Consider the following 21530-nt stretch of genomic DNA (forward strand, 5'->3'; position numbering starts at 1 on the left):
AGTCTAACTTGGACTGCTTTCAAAGCCTGCATCGATGTTGGTGGCCGCATTTGTTGCGGCCTCCCGCGCCAACTGGTCGCAGCGCTCATTTTCCGGATGGCCGGAATGGCCTTTGACCCAGTGCCAGCTAATGCGATGCCGTTGGCTGGCAGCATCCAACCGTTGCCAGAGATCCTGATTTTTCACCGCTTTCTTCTGGCTGGTTAGCCAGTTATTGCGCTTCCATCCGGCCAGCCACTGGGTGATGCCCAGTCGAACATACTGGCTGTCCGTATACAGTTCCACCAGGCAAGCCGACTTTAAGGTTTCAAGTGCAACAATGGCAGCCAACAGCTCCATCCGGTTGTTGGTGGTTTGCACAAAGCCAGCACTCAACTCTTTGTGGTGCTGTTGATAGCGCATGACAATACCGTACCCGCCTGGGCCAGGGTTGCCAAGGCAGGAACCATCTGTAAAGATGGTGACAGTTTTTTGCATTGGGTTGTCCTTCGAATTGAATGCTGTGTTGCAGGCGCGCGCAGCAGAGGCTTCCTTGTTATAATTTACCGTAAAAGCGACGACAGCGGAACCGCAGATGGCAAAACGTCAGATTGTGTTGGATACAGAAACCACCGGCATCAACCCCAAAGAAGGCCACCGTATTATCGAGATTGGCTGTGTGGAGCTCATCAACCGCCGCTTTACCGGCAATAACTACCATGTCTACATCAATCCAGAGCGGGAAATTGAGGCCGAAGCCATTGCGGTGCACGGCATTACCAATGAGCGCCTGATGCATGAGCCAAAATTTCGTGATATCGCACAGGACTTTTTCCAGTACATCCAAGGGGCTGAGCTGGTTATTCACAACGCAGCTTTCGACGTCGGCTTTATTGACCATGAGTTCAGCATGCTGCGGCCAACCCTGCCCGCTGTAGCAGGGTATTGCGCCATTCTGGATACGCTGAAACTGGCCCGTGATCTGCACCCTGGCCAGAAAAACAACCTGGACGCACTCTGTCGGCGCTACGACATCAACAACAGCCACCGTACCTTGCACGGGGCCTTGCTGGATGCGGAAATTCTGGCCGATGTTTATCTGCGGATGACCGGTGGTCAGGTCAGCCTGAACCTGGCCTCGGAGCAACAGCAAGACGATCACGATCAGCAGCAACCCAGACAAATTCGCCGCAGCGATCGCCTTAAGGTGATTCGAGCCAATCCGCAAGAGTTGGAAGCGCACCAACAGCGTTTGCAAGCCATTGAAAAGAAAGCAGGAGCCATCCTATGGTCCGAAGGCTGTTAACACTCTGGTTGTTGTGCTGCGCTGTGGTTGCAGCGGCAGAGCCTGTGCATGAGGATGCGTTATCGCCCGAAGAGCTGGCACAACTGGAGCAGATGGATCTCAGTTTTTCCGAGTTGTTGGCCGATACGCCTTTTGACGTTGGCTTTGAAATGCTAGAGCAGCTGCCGACCCAAAACCAGGTTGCTTTGTTCGATAACCGGTTTCGCATTGATGGCGAGGTCGATGAAATTACGCTGCTGATGTTCCGGCGGCCCGGATCACCCTCGGTTATTTTGGTGCGCCCGGATGGCAGTAAAATCAACTTTCGAAATGCGGAAGAGCAGCAGGTGGTCTGGCACAGCAGCCGCCAGTACGATCTGATTCAAATACCGACACCGATGCCGGGGCCCTGGCAGGCACTGGGGCGCATTCTGCCGGAAAGTCGTATTATGGTGTTGAGCGATATTCTGCTGGATGTGGACCCACTGCCTGAGCATGTGATGAGTGGTGAAACCCTGAAAGTGACGGCACGGTTGCAAAATGCCGGTGAACCCATCAATGCCCGTGATTTTCGCGAGATCCTGACACTGGATGTGATCTTTATCAGTGCCAATAACCCCGAGCACGATAATTTTGGCCGCGGCATCGTCGAGGTGGCTCAGTTTCGTGACGATGGTCGTGGGCTGGACGAGCGCGCCCGCGACGGTATTTTTACCGGAGAGTTCAAGCTGGATTTTGCCGCTGGCGAATGGATCCCGAAATACCTGGTGAAAACCCCGCTTTACACCCGTGAAGTAGAGCAAAAGCCCGTTATGGTGCATCCGCTGCCGGTTCAGCTTCGGGTGGAGCAAGCCGAGCAGCCAGAGGGAACGCATCGGGTGCACTTTGAGGTGACGGACCCACAAATTCGCAGTGAGTCTTTAATTTTCCAGGGCCGGGCCCGTTATCCGGATGGCGATGTGCTGGAGTTTACCGTGCTGGCGCAAGAGCATGGCTTTGATTTACCGCTTGAGCATCGCGGTTTTGGCAGTTATGTGGTGGAAGTTCAGGCTTTTGGTGAGCTGCACAGTGGCCGTGAGTTTATGCTGACACTGCCCAACTTAAGTTTTTCTGTCAATATTGAAACCTTTCAGGCCCCTGAGCTGGAGCGCCTGCCCGAGGAAATCCTGGCCGAAGAAGCCGCACGACTGCAGCAAGAAGAGCCTGCATCTTTCCCCTGGGGCTGGGTGATTGCAGCCAACCTACTGATTTTGTCAGTGGGTGGCTTTGTCATCTGGCTGATGATGAGCGGGAAGTCCTGGCGTGATTTGCTGCCGAAGAAAAAAGCCGCCAGTGATAAAACAGCGAAAAAAGAAAGCAAGGCAGTAGAGCCGACCAACAAAACTGCTGGCAAAAAAGACGATCTGGACGATATTCTCGACTTGTCATTACCGGATGATTAAGCTTTGCGCAATTGCGGCCAAAAAGGAGTTGACGCAGCAAACCCTAGCCCTTATCATTCCCGCCGCACTGCAACATCACTGACATGATGGGCAGCGCACCTTGGTTTGGAGCGGTAGTTCAGTTGGTTAGAATACCGGCCTGTCACGCCGGGGGTCGCGGGTTCGAGCCCCGTCCGCTCCGCCAAACCTTACGCAGCATCCGATAGCGGAGCGGTAGTTCAGTTGGTTAGAATACCGGCCTGTCACGCCGGGGGTCGCGGGTTCGAGCCCCGTCCGCTCCGCCACTATCGAATTGTTCGTGTAACAGGTGCAAAGTAGTACGATACCGCTGCGGAGCGGTAGTTCAGTTGGTTAGAATACCGGCCTGTCACGCCGGGGGTCGCGGGTTCGAGCCCCGTCCGCTCCGCCACTTCGTTTTGTTTCTGCTTTCAAAGCCTGCAATCTAGTATCATCGCTTTTCGCGGAGCGGTAGTTCAGTTGGTTAGAATACCGGCCTGTCACGCCGGGGGTCGCGGGTTCGAGCCCCGTCCGCTCCGCCACTTCGTTGTTGTTCTGCTTTCAAAGCCTGCATTCTAGTATCATCGCTTTTCGCGGAGCGGTAGTTCAGTTGGTTCGCTCTTAGCTACGAACTTAGCGCCCTGTCACGCCGGGGGGCGCGGGTTCGAGCCCCGTCCGCTCCGCCATTTCGTTTTGTTTCTGCATTTAAATCCTGCATTTTATGCATCATCTCTAAATATCTAAATCTGTAAATAAGCTGTTCCCATGTAAATTTAATTCCATTAGCATCAGTTATACCAAGAGTTAAGTGAGCTGGTGCGCACGGCGTTAGCTGCAAAACGAAACAAGGACCTGTGTTATGACAACAACTCTCGTAATTGGATTTCCAGTTCTCGCCATTCTATTCATTGTGATTCCACTAAAACTAAAAGCATCATTCAGCTTTTTGCTAATTTTTGCGTTGGGAATTGCATCGCCATTTGCCGTCGATTTTGTTTATTGCTCTGTTTTAGGTAAGGAGTGCAAACCAGACGCTTTAGAGGCAGTTGGTTTTTTATTCCTTGCTATATCTGTGATTATCATTAGCTCTGCAATTTACGCTTTTGTCCCGAAAAAATTCAAGCAAAGGAGCATCGATGGCGGCTAACAAAACGCACCATTCGCTCCCGCTGGGACGTCAATCCGCTACGCGGTTTTTCGCGCTAAATTTGGTCGTTATGTGCTGAAAATACGCAGCTGTCGGCTTAATGTCGGGTACTTTACGTACCTGACAGATTAAAATATAAGTAACACTCTTGGTTCAGGAGTACAGGAGCCATTTTATGATTTTAAAAGAACTGCGACTTAGTCGGCATATTTCTCAAGAGCAATTAGCGCAAATGTCGGGATTAAATGTCCGAACCATTCAGCGTATCGAGAGTGGTCACAATGCTAGTTTTGAATCATTAAAATGTCTTGCTGCGGCTCTTGATGTCGATGTAAAAACACTGAACCAGGAGACTTTTATGATTGATAAAAACACCCTTAATTGGCAAAGATTACCGATATTTTTGAAGATTTGGTTTGCATTAAATTTTTTGCAGATCAGGCCCGCACGCAGAACAGTTGTGAGAGTTGAAAAAATATCACACTTTTTTGGCTTTCCATTTTGCTGTCTTGGGTTTGTTAGCGAGGCGGCTTTAACTGGCGGTATTATCATGCTTGCAACAGCCTACTCGTATTATTTTCTGAAGTGGCAAGGTGACAAGTATGGTATCTGGTACGAGCCTGATGCAGCATCAAGCACATAACAATAGCCATCAAAAACGCGCCCCTTGGGCGCTCGCAACAAGTTCGCGCGCATGCGCACAGCGTTAGGAAAGCATGGGAACCATTAGGCTTTTCTACGCAGTCCAATCATGCCAGGATTGCCTGTATTCGTGGGAATGATGTTCTGCTTGCTGGCAGGTCACCGGGGAATTGGCTCTCATGAAAAGGGACGGCCATGACCAGCCAGGCTGATCATGGCACTAGGAAGGAAATCAAGAAGCGGTGATGGCCTCAACAGGTGCCAGCACTACCTCGGGTTGCACATCGGCACCGTAGCCAAACACCACTGCCAGCATCAGCACCACAGCGGCAGCCAGCATTAACTTGAGCAGCAGCGGCATGCAGAACTTAAACCAGCGATCGTAAGGCACACCGGCAATGCCGATGATGCCCATCAGTACCGCATTGGTCGGTACGATCATGTTGGAGAAGCCATCGCCAAACTGATACGCCAGTACGGCCACCTGACGCGGTACGCCCACTAAATCGCTTAGAGGTGCCATCAGTGGCATGGTGACAAAGGCCTGGCCGCTGCCTGATGGCACAAACAGATTCAAAATGGTCTGAATCACCAGCATGCCAAAGGCCGAAATGGTCGCAGGGACATGCGACAGCGGCATGGACAGGCCGTGTACGATGCTGTGCAGAATTTGCCCGTCTTCTAAAATCAGCGCAATCCCCCGGGCAATACCAATCAGCACTGCGGTGGTGGTTAAATCCTTGACGCCCTCAATAAAGCTGTCAGAGGCCTGATCAAAGCTCAGCCTTCCAATCAGAGTGGTCAGCAGGCCCCAGCCGATAAAGCAGGCACCCAGTTCATACAGATACCAGCCATGCTGCGAAATACCGTAGATGGCAATGCCGATGGTGATTAAAAAGCTAGCTAAAATCAGCTTGTGGCGTTTGTTCAGGCTGGGGTAGTTTTTTTCACTGATATCGCCAACCGGGCAGGGCAAATCGGCCACCATCGATGCTGTGGGATCGGCAATGACTTTCTGCGCGTATTTCCAGACATGGTGGTAAGCAATAATGCAAAAAGGCAAGATCAGTGCCAACCGCAGCCACATGCCGGAGTAAGGCGGCACTTCGGCAATGCCCTGAGCAATCAGCACGGTAAAGGGATTAAAAGCCGACACCCCATAGCCAACACCGTAGCCAGCGACTGTCATGCCAACTGCTGTCATGCTGTCCAGCCGCATCGCTTTGCACAGCGCCACTAAGATCAGCACAAAGGGAATGTATTCACCGGCGGTACCAATGGCACCGGAGGCCAGTGAGAAAAAGAAGATCACCATAAAAATCAATTTATGCGGGGCGTCACTGTGTTTTTCCAGCAAGCGGCCAATCAGCGCATCAACGGTGCCGGTTCTACGGGCCACCGCCAGCACACCACCGACGATAAAGACAAAAAAGATAATGTCTTGCGCTGCGGCAAAAGCGCGGGGTACGGCGGTCAGCAGTTGCCAGGGGGTAAGCAGCTCCCGCTCTTCCGCCAGGGTATAGGTGCCGGGGACTACGACCGTGCGACCGGTATCGGTTAGGGCGGTGTCAAAGAAACCTTGTGGCACGATCCAGGTGGCGATCATGGCCACGATCATCATGCTAAACAGCAGCGTGAGGGTATGGGGGACCTTAAATGCTTTCTTCATGGAAAGACCTTTTTGTTATGAGGGTGAATACAAACCCGCCAAGTCTACCTGAAGGCTGGTAAGCAACCAAGGCCCTGTTGGTTTTTTGTTGCTGGTCTGAACAGGCTTGCAGTCTGAGCTGGCTTTAGCTAGGCTGAGCGCCTTGTAAAACCAGCCGGATGCCGCTGTGCCTCTATTTGCCATCACCATTTTTCTCAGTGCCTTGTTGTTGTTTCTGATCCAGCCGCTGGCAGCGCGTTGGTTATTGCCCTATTACGGTGGTGGCGCTGCGGTCTGGACTGCCTGCATGCTGTTCTTTCAACTGATGCTGCTGGCCGGGTACAGCTATGCGCATTGGCTGACTCATAGGCTGAGTTTAAAGCAGCAACGCACTGTGCACGGCAGTCTGGTGCTGTTGGCGCTGCTTTGGTTGTGGTGGGCTGGCAGTGTGGTCTCAGCGCCCGAGCCATCCGGCTATCCTTTGCTTAGCATCTTAAGTTGGCTGCTGCTGTTGTTTGGTTTGCCGTTGTTGGTGATAGCGGCCAGTGCCCCTTTGGTACAGCGCTGGTTTGCCGATCGTTTCCCACTGCGCTCGCCTTATCGGCTTTATGCCTTATCCAATGTCGGCTCCTTGGGGGCCTTGCTCAGTTACCCCTTTATTGTGGAGCCCTGGCTGCCATTGTCGCAGCAGTTTACTGGTTGGCAGTGGGGCTTTACTGGCCTGGCTTTGTTGCTATTGGCCTTACTTAGATGGCAGTTGCCGAAGGCCAGTACTACTTCTGAAGCTGTTGCTGCTGCCAGTAGCAGGCAGTGGGGTTATTGGCTCAGTTTATCGGCCGCAGGGGTGGTGTTATTGCTGGCGGTGACGCAGCAACTGACGCAAAACGTACCGCCAGTGCCATTTTTGTGGGTAGTACCGCTGGCACTGTATCTGCTGAGCTTTATTCTGGTATTTAACCGCGAGCACTGGTATCAACGCGCGATCTGGCTGTACCTGTTTGGCATTGGTCTGGTGCTGGCGCTGGTGCTGATCCACTTTGGAAGGTTATTCGATCTCTATTCGCAGCTGGCTTTGTATCTGCTGATCCTGTTCAGCGGCTGCATGCTTTGTCACGGCGAACTGGCACGCTTAAAGCCGGCAGCAAGTCAGCTCACCCGTTTTTATCTGGCGATGGCACTTGGCGGCGTACTGGGTGGCTTGTTGGTCAATTTGCTTGCGCCGTTGTTGCTGAACGACTTTCATGAATTTCCGTTGGTGCTGTTGGCCATCCTGCTGCTGGCTGTGCTGCCCTGGCAGCGTCAACTGGTGCTGTGGCGAAAAGTCGCCTGGCTGAGTGGCGCTGCAAGTTTTGCGCTGTTGGCGATTTGGCTGCATTTGCTACTGAACCAGTTTACCGTGCATCAAGAGCGTAATTTTTACGGCAGCCTGGTGGTGCGGGATATCCCAGTGGCCGGTGAGTTACAGCGTATTCTGATTGATGGCACTACTAGCCATGGCGCTCAGTATCTGGTTGAGGATCAACGGCAACAAGCGCTGAGTTACTACCGACCTGGTACCGGCGTGGCGCTGGCGCTGCAGTATGGTCAACCGGAGGCTGGCCTGGCCAATGGCAGTAAAAGCGCTGGCCGGCATTTTGGCATGGTTGGCCTGGGGGCTGGTACTCTGGCGGTTTATGGCAAGGCAGGGGATCGCATTCAGTTTTACGAGCTGAATCCAGCGGTGATTAGCACGGCGCAGCAGCACTTTAGTTATCTGGCCGATAGCGCTGCGACTATTGAAGTGCTGCAGGGGGACGGCCGCTTGGTGCTGCAACAGCAGTTGCAGCAGCAGGGCAGCCAGCAGTTTGATGTGCTGGTGTTGGATGCCTTTAGCAGCGATGCCATCCCGCAGCATTTACTGACCCGCGAAGCCTTTGCGCTCTATTTGCAGCATTTGCGCGCTGATGGCGTATTGGCGGTGCATATCTCGAACAACTACCTGGACTTGACCTCAGTGGTGCGCAATCACGCCCATCACTTTGGGCTGGATGCGCTGTTTTTTCACACCCCGGCCGATAGCCAAAACCCGGCGGCGACCGAGTGGGTATTGCTCACCACGAATCAGGACTTTATCCGGCAAGAAGCGATTCAGCAGGCGGCAGGCAACTGGCCAACCAGGCTAAACCCGGCGATTCAGTGGACGGATGATTTTAGCAATTTACTGCGTGTACTAAAATAATAAAAAGTGTGGAATAAAGTGGTGCGCTGATCCGTTAACTGTAGGAAAGGCGCTTTGTCGTCACTTTGTTTATAGGACAAGAGGTAAGCACGATGATGAACACAAACTCATTTCGACTGGCGGCAATGGCCGCTGCGGTTTCTGTAGCTTTGGTAGCTTGTGGTAACAGCTCGGAAGACGAAGCGCCGACGCAACAAGATCCAACCAGTGCGGTCTTTAGTTTGGGCGTTAGTGACGCCCCGGTGACTGAGGCGGCGGAAGTGGTGATTTGCTTCTCCGGCATTGAGTTAGTGGGCAATGGCATGCCGCCGCAGCGCTTTACTCTGGGTTCGGACGATTTTACTGCCGAAACCAATGATGTTTGCCGTGATGAGGCCGGCAATGTAGTGCCCAACAGCCGTGGTATTGATTTGCTGACTTTGCAAGGGGCTAATGCTGAAGCCTTGATTACCGGTGCGACGGTATCGGCTGGTTCTTATGGTCAGTTACGACTGGATATAGCCGATGGCAGCTACGTTGAGTTGCTGGATGGCAGCCGTCAACCGGTTCGGGTACCATCCAACCAGTTGCGGCTGGATGGACCGACCTTAAGTGCTGGTGGCACTTTCAGTTACACCCTGGAGTTTGATTTACGCCGTGCTTTGGTTAACCCGGTTGGCCAACCGGGCTTTATAGTGCAGCCAAGAGGCCTGCGGTTGGTGGATAACAGTGAAGTAGGGCACCTGGAAGGGCTGGTCAGTGAAGGCTTTCTGCTGGATAACCAGTGCGATGTCAATCCGGCCGATGAGCGGGCGGCAGTAGCGGCTGTCTATTTGTTTGAAGGTGCGGATGTGGCGCTGGATGGCATGTCGGATAATCGCTCGGACGACAATGCCAGCGATGAGCTGCAGCTGCCTTACGCCAGCACCGGTGTTTTCTTTGTCAATGATGCGACTGAGTACCGTTACAGCATTGGCTTTATCGCTGCAGGCAACTATACGGTCGCTATCACCTGCGATCTAGAGGATGATCCAGAAGAAGTGGATGAGATCCTGTTCTTAGCGGCACAGAACATCAGCATCGAAGCGCAGCAGCAACCGCATCAGCTGGATTTTTAGCCGCAATCGGATAATTACTGGCTAGTCATTTCTGCTACACATAAAGCGCCCGGCATCAGCCGGGCGCTTTGTTTTATACCTGTAAATAATCCAGTATGCCTTCGGCTGCTTTGCGGCCCTGGGCGATGGCGGTCACTACCAGATCAGAGCCCAGCACCATATCGCCGCCAGCGAAGATCTTGTGCTGATTGGTTTGCAGTGCATAGGTGCTTTGCTCACTGGCTTTGACCCGGCCTTTGCTATCGAGCTCAATGCCGTAGTCCTGCAACCAGGCCGGTGGGCTTGGCTGAAAACCAAAGGCAATGATGATGGCATCGGCTTCCAGCACCTGCTCAGAGCCAGCGATCGGCTCGGGGCTGCGGCGGCCATTGGCATCCGGCTCGCCCAGTTTGGTTTGCACCACCCGCACACCGCAGGCATTGCCAGCCGGATCGACTTCAATCCCCAAAGGCTGCAGATTAAACTGGAACTCGACGCCTTCCTCGCGGGCATTTTGCACTTCTTTGCGTGAGCCTGGCATATTGGCTTCATCGCGCCGATAGGCACAAATCACCTGGTGCGCGCCCTGGCGGATGGATGTACGCACGCAGTCCATAGCGGTATCGCCACCGCCTAGCACCACCACTTTCTTGCCTTCCATACTGACAAACGGATGTTCGGTCTGCCAGCCCATTAACTGATTGGTGTTGCCAATCAAAAAGGGCAGGGCTTCCAGTACGCCTGGTGCTTCCTCGTTGGCAAGACCGCCTTTCATTGGCGTGTAGGTACCCAGCCCCAGGAAGACCGCATCGTAGTCCTGCACTAGGGTGTCAAAGGCGATGTCGCTGCCAATGCTGGTGTTTAAGCGAAACTCAATGCCCATCTCGCTGAAGATTTGCCGGCGTAGCTGCATCACTTCTTTTTCCAGCTTAAAGGCCGGAATGCCGAAGGTAAGCAGGCCACCAATTTCCGGGTTGCGATCAAACACCACTGGCGTAACACCGTTACGGATCAGCACATCGGCACAGGCCAGCCCCGCAGGGCCGGCACCGACAATGGCCACCTTTTTATCGGTTTTGGTCACAGCCGATAAATCCGGCCGCCAGCCCATTTCAAAGGCCTTATCGGTAATGTACTTTTCGATGCTACCAATGGTAACGGCACCAAAGCCTTCATTCAGGGTGCAGGCCCCTTCGCACAGCCGGTCTTGCGGGCAAACCCGGCCACAGACTTCCGGCAAGCTGTTGGTTTTGTGCGACAGCTCGGCCGCCTCAATGATTTTGCCGTCGTGGGCCAGTTGCAGCCACTGCGGAATGTAGTTGTGCACCGGGCATTTCCATTCGCAGTAAGGGTTGCCGCAATCGAGGCATCGATCGGCCTGACCGGCTACCTGGGTATCGGTCATCGGCTGGTAAATTTCCACAAACTCTATGGTGCGCTCCTGCAAGGAACGCTTGGGCGGATCGATCCGCTCGACATCAATAAACTGATAAACATTCTGCGCCATCACCGTCTCCTTACATCGCTTGCACGCGCAGCTCGTCGGAAGAACGAGCCCGGTGACCTAGCAGGGTGTGTACATCGCTGGTTTTCGGTTTGACCAGACGGAATTTGGGTAAATAGGTTTTAAAGTCCGACAGGATCTGATGCGCCAGCTCACTGCCGGTTTGCTCAACGTGTTGGTGCAGCAGGCTGCGCAGGTGTTCCTGCAAAATCGGCATGCTGATATCCAGGCATTCGACCAGCTCCGGATTGACCCGCAGCTCCAGATCATTCTGCTCATCCAGCAGGTAGGCAAAACCGCCGGTCATGCCAGCGCCAAAATTGACACCGGTATCACCCAGCACCACCACCACACCGCCGGTCATGTATTCGCAGCAGTTATCGCCAGTGCCTTCCACCACAGCAATAGCACCGGAGTTGCGCACGGCAAAACGCTCACCGGCTTTGCCAGCGGCAAACAGCCGTCCGCCGGTAGCGCCGTACAAACAGGTGTTGCCGATAATGGTCGCGCCTTCTTTGGCATAGCCCACGCCCTTGGGCGGGAACACCGAAATCTGGCCACCGGTCATGCCTTTACCGACGTAATCGTTGGCATCGCCTTGCAAAGACAAGTGCAGGCCGCCGGCATTCCAGACACCAAAACTCTGGCCAGCCGTGCCGGTTAACCGGACCTGCACCGGCTCGACCGCCATGCCCTGATTGCCGTGCTGGCGGGCAATTAAGCCGGATAGCATAGCGCCAACCGAGCGATCGGTATTGCGAATGGGCAGCCGGACACTGCCGCCAGCCTTGCGCTTGACCGCATCGCCCAAAAGCTCCACCAGCTTTAAGTTCAGATCTCCGGCATCAAAGGGCGTATTGGGTTCAACACAGTAGAGTGGTTTTTCAGAGCGCACACCGGAAGAGTCCAGAATTTCGCTCAAATCCAACCGGCTTTGTTTTTGGGTTTGCGGCTCTACCAGCTCCAATAAATCGGTGCGGCCGATTAAATCTTCCAGCTTCTCGACTCCAAGCTGCGCCAACAACTCACGTACTTCGCGTGCCAGGAAAGTAAAGTAGTTCACTACCATATCCGGCAAGCCATTGAAGTGATTTTTACGCAAGGTGCTGTCCTGGGTGGCTACGCCGGTGGCGCAGTTGTTCAAATGGCAAATCCGTAGGAATTTGCAGCCAAGCGCTACCATGGGGCCGGTGCCAAAACCAAAGCTTTCCGCACCCAAAATCGCGGCTTTGACCACATCGAGGCCGGTTTTCAGGCCACCGTCGACCTGCAACCGTACTTTGTGGCGCAGGCCGTTATCCACCAGCGCCTGATGCACTTCGGCCAGGCCCAATTCCCAGGGGCTGCCAGCGTATTTGACCGAAGTAAGCGGGCTGGCGCCGGTACCGCCATCGTAGCCGGACACGGTAATCAAATCGGCATAGGCTTTGGCTACACCGGTGGCAATGGTGCCGATGCCGGGCTCAGAGACCAGCTTTACTGATACCAGGGCTTTGGGGTTGACCTGCTTTAAATCGAAAATCAGCTGGGCCAAATCCTCAATCGAGTAGATATCGTGATGCGGTGGCGGCGAAATCAAAGTCACACCAGGCACCGAATAACGCAGGTGGGCGATTTCAGCGGTGACTTTCTCGCCCGGTAACTGGCCGCCTTCACCAGGCTTGGCGCCCTGGGCAACCTTGATTTGCAGCACTTCGGCATTGACCAGGTAATGTGGCGTCACGCCAAAACGGCCGGAGGCGATTTGCTTGATTTTGGAGTTTTTCTCGGTACCAAAGCGACGCGGATCTTCACCACCTTCGCCGGAATTCGAACGACCACCCAGCCGGTTCATCGCAATGGCCAGGGCTTCATGCGCTTCCGGGCTTAAGGCGCCAATCGACATAGCCGCACTGTCAAAGCGCGGGTACAGCTCGCTATCGGGCGCCACCTGCTCCAGCGGCAGTGGCTTATCGGCCGGCTTAATCCGCAACAAATCGCGGATATGAGCAATAGGCCGTTCATTTACCAGTTGGCTGTAGCGCTGGTAATCGCGGTACTCGCCGCTACGCACTGCCTGTTGCAGGGTTTGCACCACATCCGGGTTGTAGGCATGGTACTCACCATCGTGCACGTATTTCAGCAGGCCGCCGTGATTCAGTGGTTTGCGCTTGAGCCAGGCGACATGGGCCAGTTGCTGCAAATCCTGCTGAATATCGTCGAAGTTGGCACCACCAATGCGGGAGTCGATGTCGGCAAAACACAGCTGCATAATGTCGTTGCCAAGGCCGATGATCTCAAACAAGTTGGAGCAGCGGTAACTGGCGATGGTCGAGATCCCCATCTTCGACATAATCTTGTACAGCCCTTTATTGATGCCTTTGCGGTAATTCAGTACTGCCTGACGGGCGCTTAAGTTCAGCACGCCTTTTTCCACCAGTTGCTCGACCGTTTCGTACGCCATAAAGGGGTAGACCCCAGTGGCACCCAGACCTACCAGCACAGCAAAGTGGTGCGGATCGCGGGCAGTGGCGGTTTCGACAATGATGTTGGAGTCGCAGCGCAGCTGTGCCTTGACCAGCGCTTGCTGTACAGCACCGACAGCCATTGCGGCAGGAATGGGCAGCTTGCCCTGAGCAATGGCGCGATCGGATAACATCACCAACACCACCTGCTCATCACGCACTGCGGTCACTACGTCCTGACACAGGCTTTCCAGTGCCTGTTGTAGGGTTTGCTGCTCTGGGTCAAAGTTCAGTGCGAACTGGCGGTGGCGATAGAACTCGTCGTCAGCTGCTTTTAGTTGCTTGAGATCCGAGTACATCATCACCGGCGACTCAAACTGAATGCGGCGGGCGTATCCTGCAGTTTCACTGAATACGTTGTGCTCACGACCAATGCTGGTAGCGAGCGACATCACGTGGTTTTCCCGCAGCGGATCGATGGGCGGGTTGGTGACCTGAGCAAACTGCTGACGGAAGTAATCAAACAGGGTGCGTGGCTTTTGCGACAACACCGCCATCGGCGTATCGTCACCCATGGAGCCGACCGCTTCCTGACCGTCTTTGGCCAGTACCGTCATCACCTGATCGATTTCTTCGTAGCTGTAGTTAAACAGCTTGTGGTAGACCTGCATGGTGGCATCGTCAAACACTCGCTTGCCAATCAGATCCAGCTCATACTGTTCATAGGGGATTAAGCGCTGCACGTTTTCATTCAGCCAGGCCCGGTATGGATGGCGCTGCTTTAAATCTTCATCGATATCGCAGGAGCGCCAGACCTTGCCGGTGTAAGTATCGACCGCCAGCATTTCGCCCGGGCCAACCCGGCCTTTTTCCTGCACTTCATCCGGGCTGTAATCCCAGATCCCGACTTCTGAGGCCAGTGTCAGCACCTGATCTTTGGTAATGACAAAGCGGGCAGGGCGCAGGCCGTTGCGATCCAGGTTACAGGCCACATGGCGGCCATTGGTCATGACGATACCAGCCGGGCCATCCCAGGGCTCCATATGCATGGAGTTAAATTCGTAGAAGGCTTTTAAGTCATCGTCCATCACCCGGTTGCCTTGCCAGGCTGGTGGCACCAGCAAGCGCATGGCGCGGAATAAATCCATGCCGCCGGCTAAGAACAGCTCCAGCATGTTGTCCAGCGAGCTGGAATCCGAGGTGTCTTCTTTAACAAAAGGAGCGGCTTGCTGCAGATCGGGCAGCAGCGGCGAGCCAAATTTGTACTGGCGGGCACGGGCCCACTGACGGTTGCCTTTGATGGTGTTGATCTCACCATTGTGCGCTAAAAAGCGGAATGGCTGCGCCAGTGGCCAGCGCGGCATGGTATTGGTGGAAAAACGCTGATGGAACACGCAAATGGCAGTTTCCAGCCGGATATCGGCCAGATCCAGATAAAAGCGCGGCAAGTCGGCTGGCATCATCAGGCCTTTAAAGACCGTCACCAGGCAGGAAAAACTAGGGATATAAAAATCATTATCATCGGCCAGCCGCTTTTCAATGCGGCGGCGCACCATATACAGGCGGCGCTCCAAATCGCGCTTGCGCCAGCCGGGTTGGGCATTGACAAAGACCTGCTCAATTTGCGGCATCGAGTCCAACGCAATGGGGCCGAGCACGGATGCGTCAACCGGCATTTTCCGCCAACCGACCAGCGTCAGGGTTTCATGGCCCACTTCTTCTTCAATCACTTTACGGGCAAAAGCTGCTTTGTCCGGATCTGGGCTTAAAAACAGCATGCCAACGCCGTATTTTTTACCCAAGGTCCAGCCTTGCTCTTCGGCAATCGCGCGGAAAAAACTGTCGGGTTTTTGCATCAAGAGGCCGCAACCATCGCCGGTTTTCCCATCGGCAGAAATACCGCCGCGGTGCTGCATCCGATCCAAACCATTGATGGCAGTTCGCACCAGCTTGTGGCTGGGGGTTCCTGCTAAATGGGCAATCAGGCCAAAGCCGCAGTTTTCACGGGCTTGTGCGTGTTGGTACAACGCCATACACACCTCCAAACTTGTCAAAATGGATATAAATTTATAATTTGTGAATTTTTATTCTATTTGTGTGCGCGGCGTAAAACTGAAATAAAACAACAAAATGAATTTAGTTTTTCAGTGTTTCTAGAGTAAAAGCTCTTAGAGCGTCTAGCCGTCTAAATAATGTTAAGCAATAGGTATACCGGCTTTGGCGTGAAAAAGCAAGCAGACTTTTCGCACCCTAGAGTATAGAAAGTAATCAGTTGAATATGAAAATAAATTACACGAATTGCGGCTATTTCGGCTGCCTATGGGGTTTTAGCCAGAAAAAAAGCTGCCGAAGCAGCTTTTGATAAATGCCAAACTATGCTTATGTTATGCGTTTAGCTTTCAAAGGTTCCTTTGACCAGTGGCTGGCTGTTGCCGACCAATTGCCGGCCTTTGGCCCAAACCTGATCTATCGACAGATCGTCCCGGCGAAGCAGAACCAAATCGGCGTCTTTGCCCGAAGCAACACGCCCTTTTTGTTTTAGCCCCAGAATATCGGCCGGTGAAGCCGTAATGCTGCAGATGGCATCCGTTAAGGCGACATCAAATTGCTGCACGGCCTGACGGGCCGATTGGAACAAGGTGCGTACCTGGCCGACTTCCAACCCCAGCATGCTGCCTTTTTTATCGTAAATCGGCAGGCTGGCATTGCCATCGGAGCTTAAGGTCAGTTGCAATACCGGGATCCCTTCCGCCAGACTGATGGCCAAAGCCTCGGCCGCAGCAACTTCGCCATGGGCTAAATCGTAATCGGTGGTGCTGGTGGTAAAGTCCAGATAACCGCCTTGTTTGGCATAGGCAAGACCGGCAGCAAACACCGCCTGATTGCGGTTCATATGGGTAGGGTAAAACTGGGTCAGTTCCAGCTCGCTGCCACTGACAGCATCCAGTATTGGCTGCAATATGCTGTCGCCAGCCCCCATATGCACGCTGACAATGCCGCTTTTCCCTGACAAAATGCCACCAACACGGGCGGCTGCCGCCACTTTGCGAATTTCGCTGATGGTCGGCTGCGACGAACGGTGATCGCTGATGGCAATTTCACCAACGCCGATAAACTTATCGATCAAGATTAAATCGTCGGTAATATTGCCCGTCAGAGTTCGGCATGGGATCTCGTAAGAGCCGGTGTGGCACCAGGTGCTGATGCCTTCTTCTTCCAACGCATGAGCTTTGGCCAGCAGGTTGGTCAGGGTGCGGGTGGTGGCATCAGTACCGAGCACACCAATAGCGGTGGTCACGCCGCCTAAAGTTGCATCGGTCAGTTGCATTTCCGGCGTGCGACTGGCGAAACCTGCTTCGCCCCCTCCGCCGATAAAGTGCACCAGCGAGTCGACGAAGCCTGGCACCAGATAATGCCCGCTGGCATCCACCTCGGTCACCGGCAAGTTGCTGCTGCCCAGCGATAGTGACTTGGCAATCGCCAGAATTTGACCACCACCAATCAGCACATCTTGCTGCCCCAGTGGCTCTGGAGCCAGTACTTCGGCCCCTTTAAAGAGTGTTAATCCGTTCACAAATACCTCGTTATTGGTAGCCAATGGCAACCGCCAGCAGCATGGCGACGCTGGCCAGTAAAAAGAGCCACAAATACAGTTTCCAGGCAAAGCGGGCCCAGAGGGTCCAATCCAGCCGTACCACGCCCAGACAGCCAATCAGTGCTGCTGAGGTTGGAATAATGATGTTGGTCAGGCCATCACCCAGCTGGAAGGCCAGCACAGCGATTTGTCGTGATAGTCCGACCAAATCCGCTAAGGGTGCTATCAGCGGCATGGTTAAAGCTGCCTGGCCAGAGCCGGAGGCAACAAAGAAGTTGAACACCGATTGCAGCGCCAGCATCGCCCAGGCCGATAACCAGGCCGGCAAGTCACCCAGTGCTTGGCCCGAGTAGTGTAACAGCGTATTGAGCACCGATGGTGTTTCCGGATTGTCCCCGCCCAGCACCAACACAATGCCTTTGGCCATGCCGACGATCAGTGCCGCCGGCAACAGCTCCGCTGCGCCTTGTTTAAAGGCATCGGCTGCACCATTGACGGTTAAGCGACCACCCAAAATACCCAGCACGGCGATTACCAGACCTATGGTAAAGAATTGGCTGGCTATTTCCGGTATGTAGTATTCCCGGGTGGTGACGCCCCAGATAATCCAGCCAAGGCCGGCAAAAAAGGCCAGCAAAATCAACGTATCCACCCCGGTGTAGTGGCTGTGCTCTTGAGCGGTGTTTTGCTGCTTGGCTTTGACCTCCAAGTCGCTTTGGTAACTGGGCGACAGCTCCGGGTTGGCTTTGATCCGCTTGGCGTAACGCATGGTAAACACCATGCCAAATAGCGTCAGTACGAACCAAAGACCATAACGAAACTCGGCTCCCGACATCAGCGGAATATCGGCAATGCCTTGTGCAATGGCAATGCTAAACGGATTCATCCAGGAAGCGGCAAAGCCGATTTGAGTTGCGACATAAGTCACCAGTACTGTGGTGATGGCGTCATAACCCAGGGCATACATCAGCGGCAGCAGTACAATGCAAAATGCGATGGCTTCTTCGCCCATGCCAAAAATGGCACCTCCCAAAGAAAACAACACAAACATCAGAGGAATAAATAGCGCCTCCATGTTTTTGGTTTTCTCTATCAGTGCCAGAATGCCATTGTGAATGGCGCCGGTGCGCATAATGATGCCAAAAGCGCCGCCGGTCAGCAAAATAAAAGCAATCACGCCGATGGCCGAGCCCCATTTGGAGCCGGATACCAGCCCTTCAAAGGCATAGTTTAAAAAGCCAATGCCGCCTCCTTCCGCAAAAAGAGGCACGCCATGCTGTTGTTCTGTATCCAGCTTAAAGCTGGCGGGATCAATGCGTTGTTGCAACTCGGTGACGCCGTCCTGAGACACTTCGACCTGCTGCATGCCAAAGCTGCCTGCTGGGATCAGGTGGGTAGCAATGGCTGCCAGCACCATGACAAAAAACAGGATCACAAAAGCATCAGGCATGGCAACCGGTTGTTTTACCGCGGTTTTCATAACGAATTCGCCTGTATCGTTCTATTGAAAAGAAGGAGGGGAGCTAAGCTCCCCTAAATTGCTTCTTAGAAGAAGTAAGTAAAGGATAAACGATAACTGCGGCCCATGGCATTGTGATTGATGGAATCAAAGCCACGGCTGCTGCCGAATACCCGTGGTGGGTCCCGATCCAGCAAGTTGTCGATGCTCAGGTTAATGGCGGCATTGTCAAAGTCGTAGCCGACGCTAGCCCGCAGGGTGGTCCAGGAGGCCACTTGACGGGTGCCTTCTTCATTCAGCTCACCCAAGTCTTCCAGCTCCCAAATGTTTCTGCGGCGTAACCGGCTGATATCGTCCTCATAAGAAGAGGTGTACAGTGCGGTTAAGCCCAGGAACAAGTCATCGTTGCGCCAGGAAATCCGCGCACTGCCGATGTTGCGTGGGTAACGGTAGGTACCAACCAGCGACTCAATTTCATCCGAGCCGGCTTTATTGCGTTTAAAGGACAGGTAGTTGGTCCAGTCGATATCCAGCCCTAAACGGCCGCCGGCAAAGTCCAGCGTGTGCTTAAAGCTGATATCCAGACCCTTCACTTCCTGCTGACCGACGTTTTCCAGCTGGATAACATGATCCCGCAGCAAAGGTAGTTCGGCAAAGCGTGGGTCAAATTCATTGACGTAAGCCGACAGAATTTCACTCAGATTGGCGCCAGCCTGATCGATACGGCGTCCTTCGGCATCGGTGACGTCACAGACATCCGGATTGTAAGCGATACCAATTTGTCCTTGCGGTACCAGGCCACAATGACGAACAGAGGCGTCTGTTGCCGTGCGTGCCAGCATGGCGGTCATGTCGGTATCGACCAGCCGTTTGTGATCAAACTGCCAGTAATCGATGGTGATAGTGGTATCCCGGGTTGGGCTCCAGGCCAGGCCCAGGCTGATGGACTCCGACGTTTCTGCTTGCAAGTCCGGGTTACCCAGTTCAAGCACATTCGGGCTGCTGGTAAAGTTTTGGCCTTCGCAGTAAAGGTCAGAAACCGTCTGATTGGCAGAGCAGTCGTAAGTGGCTGTGGTGGTTCGCAGCTGGACACCGGCTTGCGTCAAGGAGGGAGCACGGAACGAAGTGGCCCAGGAGCCACGCAGTACCAGCTCATCGATCGGACGCCAGGTTAAACCTACTTTCGGGTTGAAGGTGCCACCAAAGTCGTTGTAATGATCGTAGCGGCCGGCTGCCAGCAGCTCAACGCGCTCGGCGAGTGGAACGTAAATTTCAGCAAAAGCGGCGGCCTGATTGCGGCTGGCAGCCGATAAGCTGGAGCCAAAACCAAACACATCGACCAGGTAGTTGTTTTCTGGACGGGCCTGAGCATTCAGTGATGGTGTATCGGTGATTTCTTCACGACGCAGCTCCAGACCTAAAGCGGCGCCGACATAGCCATGCGGCATTTCAAACAGCTCGCCACTGAAACGGGCGTCCCAGCCATAAACCGTGCTGCGACCGTCCCGGGTGGGGACTTCCTGAGCCAGGCCTAAAATAGCTTCGTTGGCTGGGTCATTCTGTAGGAATGGGTTGTAAACACCAGCCAGGCCAGCACCGGAAGCGCAGGTCAGGTCAAAGCCATCGTAATCGGCGATGGTACCGTCCAGACAAAGCTCACCGGCGATACCAGCGTGGTACTTGTATCGATTGTAGATACCGGCAACAGCTTCCTGGGTGGATTTAGAGCGGGATAACAGAATGGCGCTTTCCCATTCCCAGTGGCCGATATCGCCTCCTAAAGATGAAACAAAGCGAATGGCTTCACTTTCTACTTCAATGGTTCTTGGATCGTTAAAGCGGGCATCAAAGCGGAAGCCCCAAAGACGTTGCCCTGCCTCTGACCAGAAAGGATCAATCCAAATCTGATCCAACAAGTCGTCACGAATGGCATCCGGGAAAATATCCAGTGCGGTTTCCTGCACCCATGGACCTTCAGTATCATCGACTTGATCAATTGGTGCAGGGCTGGAGAAAGCGGTAGATTTGGTGCGGGTATAGAACAGATCGGTATTCCAACGTAATCCATTGGCTAAGTCGCGGTTAAACATAAAACCAACGGCGGCACTTTTAAATGGACTGACCAGTACATCGTCTTCATTGCCGTAATAAGCACAGATTTCTTCACCAAACTCTGTGGTGACAAAGTCGGTTTTACAGTCTGGGCTGCCAATTTCATCGCCTGAACGGGCAGACCAAAAATAAATGTTAGGTGTGCCTTTCGGCAGGTAAGAATAGTTGCTCACCAGAGCAGGGTCGCGGGTGAAACTGCGATCCTGAGCGGTCAGCATTTTACGGTCAAAGTAGTCGGCGAATACCGTCAGGTTACCACCGGCTACTTCACGGCCCATCACAAAGTTGATGTTGGCGCGACCATCATTGCTTGACGCTGTGCTGTTGCCATAGTTTAGATTTAACTCGGCACCGTCGTAATCGCTTTTTAAGATGTAGTTGATAACACCAGCAACGGCATCAGCACCGTAAATGGCGGAGGCACCGGTGGCCAGCACTTCAACCCGCTCAATGGCGGCCAAAGGAATGCTGTTGATATCGACGAAGTTTTGCGTGCCGGCTGCAAAGGAAGAAGCGGCAACACGACGACCGTTGATTAAGGTCAGCGTTGAGGCCGGGCCAAGGCCCCGCAGTGAGGCGGCAGCCTGACCACCAGGGGTGGAGGTGGAGGTGGCACCGCTCTCCGAGGTTGAGAAAGTACCACTGCCGCCACGAACCTGTCCGAGGTCGCGCAGTAATTCATAAATATCGCTGGCACCCGAGTTTTTGATGTCCTCTGAGGAAATCACCACCAAAGGCTGAGTTCCTTCGAGGTCGACACCGCGAATGCGCGAGCCCGTGATTTCGATACGCTCTACCTTGGCGCCTTCAGTGGCTTGCTCGTCCGCCAATAAAGCCCCGGAAATCAGAGCCGTGGTAATGGCTGTTGCTAATACAGAGATTTTACGCATGATGTTACACCTGTGCTGCTCGACGGACAGTTGCACAGTAGGCCATTACCCAATACAGGCAAAAGACCACAGTACTAGCTGTAAGCGTCGAT

13 protein-coding genes and 5 tRNA genes are annotated in these 21530 nt (G+C 53.8%); 11 read left to right on the plus strand and 7 right to left on the minus strand.

From position 1 onward, the window contains the following. Nucleotides 1–3: 3 nt before the first annotated feature. The gene (gene rnhA / locus Q3O59_RS02845; RefSeq protein WP_305944146.1) at nt 4–477 is read right to left on the minus strand and encodes a ribonuclease HI; all 474 of its coding nucleotides are present in this window, start codon (nt 475–477) and stop codon (nt 4–6) included. Between the two features lie 97 nt (nt 478–574). Here rnhA and dnaQ point away from each other — a divergent pair, with 97 nt between their 5' ends. The 9 genes from dnaQ to Q3O59_RS02890 all read left to right on the plus strand — a co-directional run bounded on the left by dnaQ (nt 575) and on the right by Q3O59_RS02890 (nt 4493). Beyond that, nucleotides 575–1285, plus strand: coding sequence for a DNA polymerase III subunit epsilon (dnaQ, locus tag Q3O59_RS02850; RefSeq protein ID WP_305944147.1), 711 nt, complete (start codon nt 575–577; stop codon nt 1283–1285). Next, nucleotides 1267–2706 (plus strand): TIGR03503 family protein, encoded by a 1440-nt coding sequence (locus Q3O59_RS02855; protein WP_305944148.1) that lies wholly within the window; start codon nt 1267–1269, stop codon nt 2704–2706. Before dnaQ ends, Q3O59_RS02855 begins: the two co-directional genes overlap by 19 nt. 107 nt (nt 2707–2813) lie before the next feature. Further along, nucleotides 2814–2890: transfer RNA gene (locus tag Q3O59_RS02860), tRNA-Asp, on the plus strand. Nucleotides 2891–2913: 23 nt separating this feature from the next. Further along, a tRNA-Asp gene (locus tag Q3O59_RS02865) sits at nt 2914–2990 on the plus strand. 48 nt (nt 2991–3038) lie between these two features. Further along, nucleotides 3039–3115: transfer RNA gene (locus Q3O59_RS02870), tRNA-Asp, on the plus strand. 53 nt (nt 3116–3168) lie between these two features. Then, a tRNA-Asp gene (locus Q3O59_RS02875) sits at nt 3169–3245 on the plus strand. A 53-nt stretch (nt 3246–3298) separates the two neighbouring features. Beyond that, nucleotides 3299–3389, plus strand: a tRNA-Arg gene (locus Q3O59_RS02880). A gap of 173 nt (nt 3390–3562) precedes the next feature. Beyond that, the gene (locus Q3O59_RS02885) at nt 3563–3850 is read left to right on the plus strand and encodes a hypothetical protein (protein ID WP_305944149.1); all 288 of its coding nucleotides are present in this window, start codon (nt 3563–3565) and stop codon (nt 3848–3850) included. 175 nt (nt 3851–4025) lie between these two features. Then, the gene (locus Q3O59_RS02890) at nt 4026–4493 is read left to right on the plus strand and encodes a helix-turn-helix domain-containing protein (protein ID WP_305944150.1); all 468 of its coding nucleotides are present in this window, start codon (nt 4026–4028) and stop codon (nt 4491–4493) included. A gap of 231 nt (nt 4494–4724) precedes the next feature. On the opposite strand, the gene Q3O59_RS02895 is transcribed toward Q3O59_RS02890, so the two are convergent. Then, nucleotides 4725–6161, minus strand: coding sequence for a YfcC family protein (locus Q3O59_RS02895; protein WP_305944151.1), 1437 nt, complete (start codon nt 6159–6161; stop codon nt 4725–4727). A gap of 166 nt (nt 6162–6327) precedes the next feature. Here Q3O59_RS02895 and Q3O59_RS02900 point away from each other — a divergent pair, with 166 nt between their 5' ends. Beyond that, nucleotides 6328–8358 (plus strand): spermidine synthase, encoded by a 2031-nt coding sequence (locus Q3O59_RS02900; RefSeq protein ID WP_305944152.1) that lies wholly within the window; start codon nt 6328–6330, stop codon nt 8356–8358. A gap of 92 nt (nt 8359–8450) precedes the next feature. Beyond that, a complete protein-coding gene (locus Q3O59_RS02905; RefSeq protein WP_305944153.1) occupies nt 8451–9455 on the plus strand; it encodes a DUF4382 domain-containing protein in 1005 nt (334 codons plus the stop codon). A 73-nt stretch (nt 9456–9528) separates the two neighbouring features. Here Q3O59_RS02905 and Q3O59_RS02910 read toward each other — a convergent pair whose 3' ends face one another. The 5 genes from Q3O59_RS02910 to Q3O59_RS02930 form a co-directional block, all read right to left on the minus strand. Then, on the minus strand, nt 9529–10941 hold the full coding sequence (locus Q3O59_RS02910; RefSeq protein WP_305944154.1) for an FAD-dependent oxidoreductase: 1413 nt from the start codon (nt 10939–10941) through the stop codon (nt 9529–9531). 10 nt (nt 10942–10951) lie between these two features. Then, entirely contained in the window at nt 10952–15415 is a 4464-nt protein-coding gene (gene gltB / locus Q3O59_RS02915; RefSeq protein WP_305944155.1) for a glutamate synthase large subunit, read from the minus strand. 359 nt (nt 15416–15774) lie between these two features. Continuing rightward, a complete protein-coding gene (gene iadA / locus Q3O59_RS02920; protein WP_305944156.1) occupies nt 15775–16956 on the minus strand; it encodes a beta-aspartyl-peptidase in 1182 nt (393 codons plus the stop codon). Between the two features lie 10 nt (nt 16957–16966). After that, nucleotides 16967–18457 carry a putative basic amino acid antiporter YfcC gene (gene yfcC, locus Q3O59_RS02925; RefSeq protein WP_305944157.1) on the minus strand — a complete coding sequence of 497 codons (1491 nt, stop codon included), beginning with the start codon at nt 18455–18457 and terminating at the stop codon, nt 16967–16969. A gap of 65 nt (nt 18458–18522) precedes the next feature. Next, on the minus strand, nt 18523–21438 hold the full coding sequence (locus Q3O59_RS02930; RefSeq protein WP_305944158.1) for a TonB-dependent receptor domain-containing protein: 2916 nt from the start codon (nt 21436–21438) through the stop codon (nt 18523–18525). Nucleotides 21439–21530: the final 92 nt, after the last annotated feature.

It is taken from the genome of Alkalimonas delamerensis (assembly GCF_030717955.1).
Lineage (GTDB): Bacteria > Pseudomonadota > Gammaproteobacteria > Enterobacterales > Alteromonadaceae > Alkalimonas > Alkalimonas delamerensis.

Bases quoted from the DNA above. Each gene is read 5' to 3' on its own strand.
- rnhA (WP_305944146.1), bottom strand. From the start codon at position 477: ATGCAAAAAACTGTCACCATCTTTACAGATGGTTCCTGCCTTGGCAAC.
- dnaQ (WP_305944147.1), top strand. From the start codon at position 575: ATGGCAAAACGTCAGATTGTGTTGGATACAGAAACCACCGGCATCAAC.
- Q3O59_RS02855 (WP_305944148.1), top strand. From the start codon at position 1,267: ATGGTCCGAAGGCTGTTAACACTCTGGTTGTTGTGCTGCGCTGTGGTT.
- Q3O59_RS02885 (WP_305944149.1), top strand. From the start codon at position 3,563: ATGACAACAACTCTCGTAATTGGATTTCCAGTTCTCGCCATTCTATTC.
- Q3O59_RS02890 (WP_305944150.1), top strand. From the start codon at position 4,026: ATGATTTTAAAAGAACTGCGACTTAGTCGGCATATTTCTCAAGAGCAA.
- Q3O59_RS02895 (WP_305944151.1), bottom strand. From the start codon at position 6,161: ATGAAGAAAGCATTTAAGGTCCCCCATACCCTCACGCTGCTGTTTAGC.
- Q3O59_RS02905 (WP_305944153.1), top strand. From the start codon at position 8,451: ATGATGAACACAAACTCATTTCGACTGGCGGCAATGGCCGCTGCGGTT.
- Q3O59_RS02910 (WP_305944154.1), bottom strand. From the start codon at position 10,941: ATGGCGCAGAATGTTTATCAGTTTATTGATGTCGAGCGGATCGATCCG.
- gltB (WP_305944155.1), bottom strand. From the start codon at position 15,415: ATGGCGTTGTACCAACACGCACAAGCCCGTGAAAACTGCGGCTTTGGC.
- yfcC (WP_305944157.1), bottom strand. From the start codon at position 18,457: ATGAAAACCGCGGTAAAACAACCGGTTGCCATGCCTGATGCTTTTGTG.
- Q3O59_RS02930 (WP_305944158.1), bottom strand. From the start codon at position 21,438: ATGCGTAAAATCTCTGTATTAGCAACAGCCATTACCACGGCTCTGATT.